Here is a 13,455-nt window from a genome sequence, read left to right on the forward strand (position 1 = left end):
ATTTGGCATTCAAATGGCTGTGCGATGGATATGACGTTACTTGTTCAGCATTGCCCTAAGTGCATTCAGTACGACGCCCTGTTCGTCACAGTTAACACCACACCTTCCAAGACACACAGCGCAAAAATTTGCTTGCGAATTTCTGCGGGGCATGGAAACTTCGGAGCTAGCGCACTGCGCAAAGATACAGCGCAAGTCGAGCCACCAACAGATGATCTTGCCAACACCACTGCAGGGAGGCATAAAGGCCGTGCAACCCAAGCAACCAATGGATCGCCGCAGCGGACGAGACCGCAGGCAAACGGTGGGCCAACCCCCGCTGAATCATGAAAGAAGAGTAACGGTTGAGCCTCGCCAACCCGAAGTGATTGAGATTGAAGTCACCCCGGAAGAGTTGGATGCCATGGGGTTCGCTAGCCGGCAAGGCACACCGCCATCTTCCTAGCACTCGTCACAATCCCAAGCCCAGCTGCGGCGCAAGCCAGACATGACGATCGCAGCACCTCAGTCGAAATGCTGGCCGTCTCCCATGCGCAAGATGCGGTGCGCAACCATATCCAGAGCAGGCTTGGTGATCCCTTGTTTGTCTGTCCACACCTTGGGAGTCAGCGCACCGGTCACCGAGATGGCATCCCCTTCGTGGGTGCGCAAAAGGCTGTCACACACATCGGAATCAAAAGCGATCAGATTGACCAGCACACCTTCAGAGTCAGCACCCAGAACCCTGAGCTTGGCAACGCAATAAGGCCTGCCGGCCTTGTCCACCCGGCGCTCGGCCGAACTCCACACGCGGCCTGCCACCAAACCTTCAATCATGTTGTCCCCGATTCCATGTTTTGCATTGCACAAAGCAAAAAAGCCCGGCTCTTTTCAGAACCGGGCTTTTGCAATCAATGGTCGGCGTGGCGGGATTCGAACTCGCGACCCCTTGCACCCCATGCAAGTGCGCTACCAGGCTGCGCTACACGCCGACAAGACTTAGATTATATACACAAAATCCACCTTCTCACGAAAGAAGCGCCTTTATCTCCAACAATTCTCGACGCACCGCGATCAAGTCCAGCACAACGCCAGCGTCCACCGCCGATGCTGCAAGGGTGCTGAGTTCAGCATCACCCTCTGCACCATCAGTCGCATCGTTAACGTCAAGCATGGACGCTGCATTTTCACGCTCTACATGGGACAGCTCTTGCAGACGGTTGCGTGCACCGCTGATCGTGAAGCCTTGGTCGTAGAGCAGGTCCCGAATCCGGCGGATCATCAGCACCTCGTGGTGCTGGTAATACCGGCGATTGCCCCGACGCTTCATGGGACGCAGCTGCGTGAATTCCTGCTCCCAATAACGCAGCACATGCGGCTTGACGCCGCAGAGTTCAGCGACCTCACCGATGGTGAAGTAGCGTTTGGCCGGAATGACAGGAAGCGTTACGCCCATGATGGGAGACCGACGAAGACGTTAAACCGCCTAGCGTACTGCAGAGGCGACTGCGTCACCACTGTCGTTGCGCAGATTTCTCGGAGATCCGATAAATGGTTCACGCCGCGCTGTCAGCGGCGCTGCCTTGTATCTGCTCCTTGAGTTTGCTGCTGGCGTGAAAGGTAACCACGCGCCGAGCCTCGATCGGGATCTCTTCCCCGGTACGGGGGTTGCGTCCAGGCCGTGGAGCCTTGGTCCGGATCTGGAAGTTGCCAAATCCGGACAGCTTCACGTCCTTGCCGTCAATCAAGCTCTGCACGATGAGATCAAAGAAGGCATCGACCATGTCCTTGGACTCGCGCTTGTTCAAGCCGATCTGGTCAAACAACAGGTCTGCCAGCTGGGCTTTCGTCAGCGCGTTGGTCTCAAGGCTGTCAACTGCGAATTCAATCACTTGGGGCATCTTCCAGCATCAAACGCGCAGGCGGCCACCCGTGCGGGCAACCAGCTGCGTGACCACGGCCTGCACGGCCGCTTCGATTTCAGCCTCGGTGAGCGAGGCTTCGTCGCGACCCAAGGTCAAGCGCACCGCCAGACTCTTTTCTCCGGCAGCCACAGCGCCACCTGCGGCGTGCTCTTCCCCAGGCCGGACCGCCTTGGGACGGTACACGTCAAACAGCACAGCGGAACGCAGCAGTGACGCAGGCACAGCCGACTCCACCGCAGCCATGACTTCGCTGTGGGTCACACGCTCTGCCACAACAATTGCCAGATCGCGTTCCACCGCCTGGTGTTTGGCCACAGCCTTGAACTGAGGCACGGTGCGTTGCAGCACTGCGTCCAGCTCCAGCTCGAACAGCACAGGCGCTTGAGGCAACTCCCACGACTGGCGCCATTGCGGATGCAACTCGCCCACGTGGCCCATCAGCTTGCCGTTCATCAGCACACGGGCGCAGCGGCCAGGGTGCATCGCCGGGTGGGTACCAGGCTCGAAGGTGGCACGCAGCGGTGCCAGCATCGCTTCAACATCGCCCTTGACGTCGAAGAAGTCAATGCCCTGCTCTTTGCGCCCCCACTGGAGCACATCGTTGGCACCATAGGCCACACCCGCCACCCGCATGGGCTGGTGAAAGCCTTCCACGGTGGTGTCGGTGTTGGCCACAGAAGCATCACGCAAGAACACACGGCCAAGCTCAAACACGCGCACGCGCTGAGCCTTGCGGTCCAGGTTGAACTTGAGCACTTGCAGCAACGAGCCCAGCAGCGTGGAGCGCATCACACTCATCTGACTGGCAATCGGGTTGAGCAACTTGATCGGGTTGGAGTTGCCAGCCAGCTCATGTTCCCAGCGTTCTTCGACGAAGCTGAAGTTGATGGTTTCCTGATAACCGAGCCCGGCCAGCAGGCGGCGCACGGCAAAGGGGCTGCGCGTTGCTTCGGCCGGCAGCTTGGGCGTGATGGGCGCCAAGGGTGGAGTGGTCGGCAGGTTGTTGTAACCCACCATGCGTGCCACCTCTTCGATCAGGTCTTCTTCGATCGCAATATCAAAACGGTAGCTCGGAGGAGTCACCGTGATCACACCGTCTGACTCGGACACAGGCAAGCCCAGGCGCTTCAAGGCGTCCACACATTGCGCTTGCGTGAGCGGCATGCCAATGACCTTGGCAGCGCGGGCCACGCGCAGCGCCACGGGCTGAGCCGCTGGCAGATGCACCACTTGGTCGTCTACCGGGCCGCAAGCTGTCTCGGCAGTGCCGCAGATGTCGATCACCAGCTGGGTGATGCGCTCGATGTGCTCCACCGTCAGGCTCGGGTCCACACCGCGTTCAAAGCGGTGCCCAGCATCGGTAGAGAAATTGAAACGGCGCGAACGTCCCGCCACTGCCTTGGGCCACCAGAACGCAGCTTCGATGTAGATGTTTTTTGTGTCGTCGGAAACGGCAGTGGCATCACCGCCCATGATCCCGGCGAGCGACTCCACCTGGCTGTCGTCGGCAATCACACCGACTTTTTCATCCACCGTGACGGTATTGCCGTTGAGCAGCTTGAGTTGCTCGCCCGCCTTGCCCCAGCGCACGTCAAGGCCGCCGTGGATCTTGTCGAGGTCAAAAATGTGCGATGGACGGCCCAGCTCGAACATCACGTAGTTGGAAATATCCACCAAGGGCGACACGCCCCGCTGACCGCAACGGGCCAGGCGATCCAGCATCCACTGCGGCGTGGCGGCGCGGGTGTTCACATTGCGCACGATGCGGCCCGAGAAACGACCGCACAAATCAGGCGCACTGACCTTCACCGGCAACTTGTCGGCCAGCTTGGTTGGCACTCCTGGGAACACTGGCTGCTTGAGCGGAGCCCCCGTCAGCGCAGACACTTCGCGGGCAATGCCGTAAACGCTCAGGCAATGCGCGAGATTGGGCGTGAGCTTGAGGGTGAACAGCGTGTCGTCCAGATTCAGGTAGGCACGAATGTCCTGCCCCACGGGCGCTGCAGCATCCAGCTCCAGCAAGCCACCATGGTCTTCCGACAGTTTGAGCTCACGGGCCGAGCACAACATGCCCTGGCTCTCCACACCGCGCAACTTGCCCACCTTGATGAGGAAGGGCTTGCCATCGTCACCGGGTGGCAACTCGGCACCCACCAAGGCGCAAGGCACCTTGATGCCGACACGGGCGTTGGGCGCGCCGCAAACGATGTTGAGCAGGGCGCCCTGCCCCACATCGACCTGGCACACGCGCAGGCGATCGGCGTCAGGGTGCTGCACAGCTTCCTTGATCTCGCTCACGACGATTTTGGTGAAGGGAGGCGCCACGGGACGCAGTTCTTCGACCTCCAGCCCTGCCATGGTCAGGGTGTCGGCCAGCTCTTGCGTCGTCAGCGGTGGATTGCAGAATTCGCGCAACCAGGACTCAGGAAATTGCATAGTGGGATTCTTTGGCGTTGCTCTTAAAAAAGTAGCAGCTAGCGCTTTTTGCGAAAGGGTTTCAGCAACCAAACATGGTGAAACCCAATGAATACAAGCGCAGCCAGCTCACTTTTTTGCGTTATTGGAACTGCGACAGGAAACGGATGTCACCGTCGAAGAACAGGCGCAAATCGTTGACGCCATAGCGCAGCATGGTCAGGCGGTCAGGCCCCATGCCGAAGGCGAAGCCGATGTACTTTTCAGGATCGAGCCCCATGTTGCGCACCACGTTGGGGTGCACCTGACCGGAACCCGCCACCTCCAGCCAGCGACCGGCCAATGGGCCTGTCTGGAACTGGATGTCGATTTCGGCACTGGGCTCTGTGAACGGGAAGAAGCTGGGGCGGAACCGCAGCACCAAGTCGTCGCTCTCGAAGAAGGTGCGGCAGAAGTCCGTGAAGATGACCTTCAAATCCTTGAAGCTCACGTTCTCGCCAATCCACAGGCCTTCGCACTGGTGGAACATGGGCGAATGCGTGGCATCGCTGTCCACGCGGTAGGTGCGGCCCGGGGCGATCACGCGAATCTCGGGCATGGCCTGGCCTGCGTCGAGCAGCGCACGGTGCTTTTTCACATGCTGCACGGCATGGCGAATCTGCATCGGGCTGGTGTGGGTGCGCAGCAGGTTGGGGGCGGTGGCAGTGCCGCCCTCCACGTAAAACGTATCGTGCATGGAACGCGCAGGATGGTCTTCCGGCGTGTTCAGTGCAGTGAAGTTGAACCAGTCGGTCTCGATCTCGGGGCCTTGAGCCACATCGAAACCCATGGAGCCGAAAATGCCCTCGATGCGCTCCAGCGTGAGCGACACAGGGTGCAAACCGCCCTGCCCGCGTTGGCGGCCTGGCAGGCTCACATCCAAGGCCTCGGCCTTGAGTTGGGCTTGCAGCTCGGCATCAGCCAATGCCTGACGACGGGCAGTCAATGCGGCTTCGATCGCCTGCTTGGTCAGGTTGATGGCAGCGCCACGGGACTTCTTCTCTTCCACGGACAGCTGAGCCATCCCCTTCATGAGCTCCGTCACGCGGCCCGATTTGCCCAAAAACTGCGCCTTGGCGTTTTCCAGCTCAGCAGGGGTAGCGCTTTGTGCAAACAGTTGCTTCGCGCTTTCGACCAGAGAATCCAACTCGTTCATATCGACTCTTGAAAATAAACAAGGGCTAGTGCCTTTTCAAGCTCTAGCCCTTGCTGTTATTGCGCAAGAAGCTATCAAAACGATAGCCCCTTATCGTGATCTCAAGCAGCCAGCTTGGCCTTGACTTGGTTCACGATGCTGCCGAAGGCAGCCTTGTCGTGCACTGCGAGGTCGGCCAGCATCTTGCGGTCGATCTCGATGGAAGCCTTCTTAAGGCCGTTGGCGAACTGGCTGTATGTCAGGCCCAGTTCACGTGCAGCGGCGTTGATACGGGCAATCCACAACTGGCGGAACACGCGCTTCTTGTTGCGGCGGTCACGGTAGGCATATTGCCCAGCCTTCATTACCGCCTGTTTGGCGATACGGAAGACATTACCGCGGCGACCACGGAAACCCTTGGCAAGGGCGAGAACTTTCTTGTGACGGGCACGGGCCGTTACACCACGTTTGACGCGAGGCATGTATGTACTCCTTGTTCGTCAGTTATTACAGGCCAGCGCTAGGCAGCATTTGTGCGATCGAGCCCATGTTGGTCTCATGCACATTCACTGCACCACGCAGATGGCGCTTGTTCTTGGTGGTCTTCTTGGTCAAGATGTGACGCTTGAAGGCCTGACCGCGCTTGACGGTACCACCTGGACGAACGCGGAAACGTTTTTTCGCGCTGCTCTTGGTCTTCATTTTGGGCATTTGAATGCTCCTTTTCGTTGTGCTCGTGAGGCGTTTGCAAACCGATCTGCAAACTTGTTGGCCCCGAGCCACTTTTACCCAGGATGTGACTCCTGGGGGCTGGCAGTGCGAACACTGCCTTTGACCGGCATGCGTTTACACGCAAGCCGACAAACTTATCAAACCTCGCTAAGACGGCTCTGCTCACTCAGGCAGCGGTGCCACCTGCTGCGTTGTCTGCGCCAGGCTTGGCCGCAGCAGGCTTCTTCTTGCCTGGTGCGATCATCATGATCATCTGGCGCCCTTCCAACTTGGGAAACTGCTCGACGATGATCGAATCGGCCAACTCATCACGAATACGGTTCAGCAAGGCCAAGCCGAGTTCCTGATGGGTAATTTCACGCCCGCGAAAACGCAGGGTGATCTTGCATTTATCCCCATCCGCCAAAAAGCGGCGGATGTTGCGCATCTTGATGTTGTAGTCGCCGTCGTCCGTACCGGGACGGAACTTGACTTCCTTGATCTCGATGACCGTCTGCTTCGCCTTGGCTTCTGCAGCGCGTTTTTGCTCCTGGTACTTGAACTTTCCGTAGTCCATCAGGCGGCAAACCGGGGGGTTGGCCGTTGCAGCAATTTCCACCAGATCCACATCCAGCTCGCCAGCCATGCGAAGGGCTTCCATCAAACTCACAACGCCCAAAGGCTCGTTGTCAGGCCCAGAAAGACGAACTTCTGGGGCCATGATTTCACGGTTCAGGCGGTGCTTGCGCTCTTCGCGCTGGCGACGATCACGAAATTCAGTAGCGATGGCTATCTTCCTTGAATCAAAATGCTACGAAAATTGTAGCTACACCCGCGCAACTGGCGTGCCCCAGAGCTAGATTTATTCAAAATCAGGCTTTGTCAGCGATGTCTTTGGCGATGAGTTCAATGAACGCATCTACCGACATCACACCGAGGTCACGATTGCCTCGGGCGCGCACTGCGACGGCTCCTGCCGCCTTCTCTTTGTCGCCCGCGACAAGGATGTAAGGCAGCTTTTGCAACGAATGCTCACGTATTTTATACGTAATCTTCTCGTTACGCAGATCCAGGGCGACCCTAAGGTCTTGATTGGGCAGTGCTTTTTGCAGTTTTGCTGCAATTTCACGACAGTAATCCGCTTGCGAATCGGTGATGTTGAGCACCGAGACCTGCACCGGAGCCAACCATGTGGGCAGTGCGCCCGAGTGCTGCTCGATCAAAATGCCAATGAAGCGCTCCAGGCTGCCCACGATGGCACGGTGCAGCATGATAGGGCGATGGCGTGCGCCGTCTTCGCCCACAAACTCCGCATCCAGGCGTTCAGGAAGGTTGGGATCCACCTGGATCGTGCCGCACTGCCACTGGCGCCCCAAAGCATCCCTGAGCGTGTATTCGATCTTGGGGCCGTAGAAGGCGCCTTCGCCCGGCAGGTACTCAAACTCACAACCGGAGGCGCGCAGGCCTTCGGCCAGCGCGCTTTCCGCACGATCCCAGCTCTCCTCCGTACCGATGCGCTTTTCTGGACGAGTCGAGAGCTTGTAGATGATGTCGGTGAAACCAAAGTCCTTGTAGACCTTCTGCAGCAGCTTGGTGAAAGCCACCACTTCCGACTGGATCTGGTCTTCGGTACAGAAGATGTGGCCATCATCCTGCGTGAAGGCGCGCACCCGCATGATGCCGTGCAAGCCGCCGGTCGGCTCGTTGCGGTGGCACTGCCCGAACTCGCCAAACCGCAGAGGCAGATCACGATAGCTCTTGATGCCTTGCTTGAAGATGATGATGTGGCCAGGGCAGTTCATCGGCTTGAGCGCATAGTCACGCTTTTCCGACTCGGTCACAAACATGTTCTCGCGGTACTTGTCCCAGTGCCCAGTCTTCTCCCACAGGCTCTGATCCAGGATCTGCGGGCCCTTGACCTCTTGGTAACCGTTGTCCCGGTACACGCGGCGCATGTACTGCTCTACCTCTTGCCACACGGTCCAGCCCTTGGGGTGCCAGAACACGGTACCGGGCGAATGCTCGTCAATGTGGAACAAGTCCAGCTCACGGCCAAGCTTGCGGTGGTCGCGCTTCTCGGCTTCTTCCAGCATCGTCAGGTATTGCTGCAACTCATCTTTGCTCGCCCAAGCCGTGCCATACACGCGCTGCAGCATTTCGTTGCGGTGGTCACCGCGCCAGTACGCGCCCGCCACCTTCATCAGCTTGAAGAACTTCAGCTTGCCAGTGCTTGGAACGTGTGGGCCGCGGCAAAGGTCTTCAAAATCACCTTCGCGGTACAGGCTCACATCTTCATTGCTGGGAATGCTGGCAATGATTTCAGCCTTGTAGTGTTCACCCAGGCCCTTGAAATAAGCCACAGCTTCATCACGCGGCAGCACCCGGCGCACCACCGGCTCGTCCTTCGCAGCCAACTCAGCCATCTTCTTCTCGATGGCTGCCAAGTCTTCAGGTGTAAACGGACGCTTGTACGCAAAGTCGTAATAAAACCCGTTTTCGATCACTGGCCCGATGGTGACCTGCGCATCAGGGAACAGCTGCTTGACGGCATAAGCCAGCAAGTGGGCTGTGGAGTGGCGAATCACCTCCAGGCCATCCGCATCCTTGGCTGTGATGATGGACAGCGGGCTGTCTGAAGTGATCTGGTAACTGGTATCAACCACCTTGTCACCGATCTTGCCGGCCAATGCGGCCTTGGCCAGACCTGCACCAATCGACGCAGCGACTTCGGCCACGGTGACCGGGCCTGGAAATTCGCGCTGCGAGCCATCAGGAAGCGTAATGTGAATCATGGGATGTCCGTAAGAAAGGAGGCAGACGCACCAGCATCCGCAGAAAGTTCAAAACAAAAAAGCGCGGAACCGGCCGCGCTTTTTGGAGGGAGTGCATCTCGTGCAGGCGCGAACGGCCAGCCACTAGTGGCCGGTGAGGATCTCCGTCGTAGTTCGCGGTGTCATAACCAAGGTGCCTTTCTCGCTCTTGTAGGTGGAAATTGCCGACATTTTAACCACCCCCGGGGAGCGGACAGCAAAAAGCCCGGGCAAGCCCGGGCTCTGAGTCGCTACCTGCCAGCGCAGATCAGTGGAACTGCTCTTCTTCGGTAGAGCCTGTCAGGGCCTTCACGGAGGACGAGCCGCCCTGGATCACGGTGGTCACGTCGTCGAAGTAGCCTGCGCCCACTTCCTGCTGGTGCGACACAAAGGTGTAGCCCTTGTCGCGTGCTGCGAATTCAGGCTCTTGCACCATTTCAACGTAGTGCTTCATGCCTTCGCCGCGAGCGTATGCATGGGCGAACTGGAAGGTGTTGTACCGTCAGCCGATACCGTAAGTGCAAGATTTTTAAGGGATTTTTGCGTTTTCCGGGTGTCTTTTCCTGGACCACCCACGCATGCCCCACTCGGTCACGGTATGCCTTTTCAAACTGACAAACCGTTGTGTGCTTTCCCTCGGTTGAGATGTCCATTCACCCCCCACCATCCACCCAACCCACCGAAGTGGGCGTTGGATGGAGGGATGAGAGGATTTTGAACCTGCTTAAATTTTAGTCAGACTTGGGCTGCTCCGGGAGCCTGCCAGCTTGCGTCCACCACCCTGGCTGCTACATCCACCGCCGAGAACAAAGTTTCATCGGCCAAATGGCTGTAACGGGTGGTGGTCTTGATCTGAGAGTGTCCCAACAGCTTGCTGACCACATAGATGGACTGACCCGAGTTCACCAAGTTGCTGGCAAAGGTGTGGCGCAAGTCATGCATCCTCAAGTCATCCAGACCGACCTGCTTGCGAACCTTGTCCCAGGGGTGGTACAGATTGCCATAGGGCTTCTGTGTCTCCGGGTTCGGGATCACATACGGACATCCCTTCCAGCGTGGCAGGCTGTTCAACACCTCCAGGGCTCTGGCAGAAATGGGAATGTTGCGGGCCTTGCCATTCTTGGACATGGGGATGCGCCAGTTGCGCCGCTCCAGATCGAAGTGTTCCCACTGGGCATCCAGCAGCTCACGCTTGCGGCATCCGAACATCAGCAACAGGGACACGATGTGCTTGAGCTGGGTGTTCTCGCTTTGGTCCAGGGCTTCATAAAGCCGTTGGGTTTCCGCAGCCGTGAGGTAACGTTCCTTGGCGTTGTTCGGGTGGAAAAGCACCACGCCATTGGCCGGGTTGGACTGAGATCCCGGAATCTCCTTCTTCTTGGCAAGGTTGAACATGATCTTGAACAGGACGGGCAGCTTATTCGCTTGGGCGAGCGCATAACCCTTGGCACGCAAATCGAGGTGGGCCTCGGTGAGCATGAGGGTCGTGATTTCGTCCAAGTGCTTGGAGCCGAAACGCGGCAGGATGTGATGGTTCAGAAAGCTGATGGTCGATTGGAAATTCCTTCTGTGCAGGTGGATGTGGGGGATATAGGTGTCGCGGACAAACTCGGCCAGGGTGGGCACCTGACGCAAGGCCTTTCGGTCTTCCTGGGGATTGCCACCGAGTTCAACCTCAGAGCGCAGGTACTGGGCCTTCTTGCGGGCCTTGTCATGGCTGATGGCATCGGCGTCCCCAATCTTGTGTTGGCGCAGCTTGCCGTGGGCATCCCGGTAGCGAAGGTGAAACGTCTTGCCACCGGATGGCCTGACTTCCAGGATGAAGCCCTTGATGGATGCGTCGTAGTAGTCCACCTTCCCTTTCTCGGGTGGACAGACCGCCTCTTTCACGAACTGGGCGCTGAGCGGGACAACGGGCATGTGAACCTCCTTAGGTGACGGTTGATGAACGCCCGGTGCACAAAGCTCAGGGCATGGGTGGATGAAAGGCGCACGGATGCCAAACCAGTGCAGGTTTGGGTGTGCAGATAAGGACGCGGGCAGCGGGCCTTTTGGGTAAGGCCATGCCCGGTATCGGAAAAATCACAAAGGGGGGAGGCCACCCCCCCCTTTCAGATTAAAGTGCCAGCGGAGCCATGGCACGGGACGGAACGGGCACTATCCAAATCAGTAGACAGACTTTTCCGAGGGTCTGGGACGAATCAGTGAAGCCGCAATGAGGCAAATGGTGTGGCGTTGCATCGGAGATTGCCAACGCTCCCAAATCTCTTCCCAAGGCAAATCCTGTTCTGAATACCAGACGTCCGGATTCCAGTCGGGTGCATTGGCCCACACGGCATCAGTCACCAACTCGAGCATTTCATTGAAGTCACCCTTTGATTCAAAGCCCAGATTTGTGTGTATATTTTTTACAAATACCTTCCCCAGCTTCTTCCGCAGCTTCTTGGCCAAAAACTCATTTTGGCACTCAATTTCAGCTTTCCAATATTCTTTCGATTTCAATTCCATAAACACCTCTAATCAGTTAAAAATGCAAGCGCTAGCTTGCGACTCTTGAACTGCAGAGGATGACGATATAAAGGTCAATAGACATATTGACCCTTCAATATTGCTCCAACTGCAAATCCCAGGAAAATCCGAGATTCATCGGCAATCAATCCACTGCCGTGACCTCTCCTTGCGTCAAATCGCTGGGGTTTTGTGGCGAAAGATAACGTTTAAAAACTTCCTCAAATTCGCGAATCTCGTAGCCTTTTGGTGTGAGCCCACTGGGCATCCGCACCGTCTTGGATCGAATGCCATACGCACCCAGGCTCTTGGCCAATTGACGTACGGTCAAGGGCGATCCCCGGTTGTAGGTGGACCACCCCATTTCTGGGTCGTTTGTCAACAACTCCAGCAACTTGGCTGAAGGGATGTACAGCACCTGTCGCCCTGGTAACACCTCCCGTATATCTGCCAACAAGCTGTTGGTCATGGACTGCGGTTCTTCGGTCGAGCCTTTGATGGACAAGGCCGCCTCACGCGCTTTTGCCAGCCAACGAGGACCGGCGCAACGGGCCACGGTGAACAAAGGCTCCCAGTTGTCCTGCTCCCGATCACTCAACTCACTGGGCATGTCGGTGTGCCCCTTGGCCAACTCCTGTTGAGAGTCCTTGACAAAGCGATGCATCTGCGAGCGCATGTGATTAAATTTCTGTCGGTCGGCAGAACGCAAGCGCTGCACGGTTTCACCTTGGACCTTTCGCCGCATCTGGACCCGCACGCAGCGACTCAATGTGGCATCTGCCAAGCGACGTTCCATGGCGATACCGGCGATGGCTTTGGGGCCAAATACACGGTAGGGCACAGGCTGCAAGCGGTCCCCAATCGTTTCCACCCGCACCACCACACCACGATGCTCATACCCTTTATTCAGGATGCCCGCCATTTCGGGATTGCTTTCCAGAAAGGTGTCGGCTTCATCGATCAGCACCGTGGGACCATACATTTCGATGATCCGAAACAGAGCAGCCACCGTGATGTTGGCGGACTCAAACGGGCTGTGTGCCAGCTCAGCAATCAAACCCAACGCCACTGACTTGCCACAAGCCCGCTCAGGAGCATTGATCAGCAACAGGGGTGAGTAATGAAATTGGTGGTAACAGTAGGTGTGGACGATCCACAGCACCATGGCTGTCACGTAGCAATCATCGGCAATCACGTAGGTTCGAATCGTGTCATGCAGAGCATCCAGCAGGGCATCACCTTCGACAGGTGACATCCATGGGGCAACTGGCTTGACATTCAAAAAATCCTCCATGCAGGGAGGTGGTGGGCTTGTCGAATATCTTTTCGACATGGTTTTCCTTTCCAATTTTTAAAGAACGTGGATGGCCAGATGGCCTGCCTTGGTTTAGACGATTACTCTCGTCTAAACAGTTGCGATTCTCCATGCTGATTTCATTTTTCGCAAAGCCATCCGAAGCCAAACCCGTGATCCACCGCCCCTGCCGCCTTTCGCCGTCGCTCGTGTTTAATGAATATAAATATATAAAGCAGGATCTCGCAAAGCTTCTAGGCGAACGCACTTAAATCAGGGTGGCAGATTTCAATCAGCAAAAGGCATTTAACTCCGTTCGTTTTCGATCTGAATTAAAGCACTTTCGCCTTATGCAAAAAACGCATCCAGGTTTATGTGCCATAACTCTGATGACTGAGATTCGGAGATTGGCCAAAATCCCGGAATCAACAATCAAATGCGTGATCAAAAAAATTTTTGATCAATGTGTTGTAAATCTGCAAATATCGGTCAAGAACCAGCCCACCGCCGTCCGCCCCCCCACCCCTCCCCGGGTGGCCGCAACATCCGCCACGTCCGCAACGGGGGAGCCGCACGCTCCGGGGCCAGCCTGACCGTCCCCAGCCCTGGACTCCGGGCCTGCCTCCGAGCCCCATGAAT

At 57.2% G+C, this 13,455-nt stretch carries 13 protein-coding genes, 1 tRNA gene and 1 pseudogene; 1 reads left to right on the top strand and 14 read right to left on the bottom strand.

The features are described from left to right. On the top strand, window positions 1–330 hold a 330-nt coding region (locus tag IHV84_RS20460; RefSeq protein WP_233099992.1), incomplete at its 5' end, for a hypothetical protein. A gap of 174 nt (window positions 331–504) precedes the next feature. Here the strand turns inward: IHV84_RS20460 and IHV84_RS12770 are convergent. The 14 genes and pseudogenes from IHV84_RS12770 to IHV84_RS12835 all read right to left on the bottom strand — a co-directional run bounded on the left by IHV84_RS12770 (window position 505) and on the right by IHV84_RS12835 (window position 12,816). Continuing rightward, window positions 505–816: a single-stranded DNA-binding protein gene (locus IHV84_RS12770; protein WP_198847143.1), complete on the bottom strand. Its 312-nt coding sequence runs from the start codon at window positions 814–816 to the stop codon at window positions 505–507. A gap of 78 nt (window positions 817–894) precedes the next feature. Next, a tRNA-Pro gene (locus tag IHV84_RS12775) sits at window positions 895–971 on the bottom strand. 35 nt (window positions 972–1,006) lie between these two features. Continuing rightward, window positions 1,007–1,435 carry a MerR family transcriptional regulator gene (locus IHV84_RS12780; RefSeq protein WP_198847144.1) on the bottom strand — a complete coding sequence of 143 codons (429 nt, stop codon included), beginning with the start codon at window positions 1,433–1,435 and terminating at the stop codon, window positions 1,007–1,009. Window positions 1,436–1,535: 100 nt separating this feature from the next. Beyond that, window positions 1,536–1,880, bottom strand: coding sequence for an integration host factor subunit alpha (locus tag IHV84_RS12785; protein ID WP_044399154.1), 345 nt, complete (start codon window positions 1,878–1,880; stop codon window positions 1,536–1,538). Window positions 1,881–1,889: 9 nt separating this feature from the next. After that, complete coding sequence (gene pheT / locus IHV84_RS12790) at window positions 1,890–4,340, bottom strand: phenylalanine--tRNA ligase subunit beta (RefSeq protein WP_198847145.1); 2,451 nt, start codon at window positions 4,338–4,340, stop codon at window positions 1,890–1,892. Between the two features lie 121 nt (window positions 4,341–4,461). Beyond that, window positions 4,462–5,514 carry a phenylalanine--tRNA ligase subunit alpha gene (pheS, locus tag IHV84_RS12795; RefSeq protein ID WP_044399158.1) on the bottom strand — a complete coding sequence of 351 codons (1,053 nt, stop codon included), beginning with the start codon at window positions 5,512–5,514 and terminating at the stop codon, window positions 4,462–4,464. A 101-nt stretch (window positions 5,515–5,615) separates the two neighbouring features. Further along, a complete protein-coding gene (gene rplT, locus IHV84_RS12800) occupies window positions 5,616–5,975 on the bottom strand; it encodes a 50S ribosomal protein L20 (RefSeq protein ID WP_044399160.1) in 360 nt (119 codons plus the stop codon). Between the two features lie 25 nt (window positions 5,976–6,000). Next, window positions 6,001–6,204, bottom strand: coding sequence for a 50S ribosomal protein L35 (gene rpmI / locus IHV84_RS12805; RefSeq protein WP_005795135.1), 204 nt, complete (start codon window positions 6,202–6,204; stop codon window positions 6,001–6,003). A gap of 187 nt (window positions 6,205–6,391) precedes the next feature. Then, window positions 6,392–6,997 (bottom strand): translation initiation factor IF-3, encoded by a 606-nt coding sequence (infC, locus tag IHV84_RS12810; protein WP_198847179.1) that lies wholly within the window; start codon window positions 6,995–6,997, stop codon window positions 6,392–6,394. A gap of 79 nt (window positions 6,998–7,076) precedes the next feature. Continuing rightward, entirely contained in the window at window positions 7,077–8,996 is a 1,920-nt protein-coding gene (thrS, locus tag IHV84_RS12815; protein ID WP_198847146.1) for a threonine--tRNA ligase, read from the bottom strand. Window positions 8,997–9,282: 286 nt separating this feature from the next. Then, window positions 9,283–9,513, bottom strand: a pseudogene (locus IHV84_RS12820) (isocitrate lyase); the annotation flags it as partial. Window positions 9,514–9,749: 236 nt separating this feature from the next. Beyond that, a complete protein-coding gene (locus tag IHV84_RS12825) occupies window positions 9,750–10,934 on the bottom strand; it encodes a site-specific integrase (protein ID WP_198847147.1) in 1,185 nt (394 codons plus the stop codon). Between the two features lie 246 nt (window positions 10,935–11,180). Continuing rightward, on the bottom strand, window positions 11,181–11,522 hold the full coding sequence (locus IHV84_RS12830; RefSeq protein ID WP_198847148.1) for a hypothetical protein: 342 nt from the start codon (window positions 11,520–11,522) through the stop codon (window positions 11,181–11,183). Window positions 11,523–11,667: 145 nt separating this feature from the next. Then, window positions 11,668–12,816, bottom strand: coding sequence for a DUF3631 domain-containing protein (locus tag IHV84_RS12835; protein WP_198847149.1), 1,149 nt, complete (start codon window positions 12,814–12,816; stop codon window positions 11,668–11,670). Between the last annotated feature and the right edge of the window lie 639 nt (window positions 12,817–13,455).

It is taken from the genome of Acidovorax sp. IB03 (genome assembly GCF_016406015.1).
Classification (GTDB): domain Bacteria; phylum Pseudomonadota; class Gammaproteobacteria; order Burkholderiales; family Burkholderiaceae_C; genus Acidovorax; species Acidovorax temperans.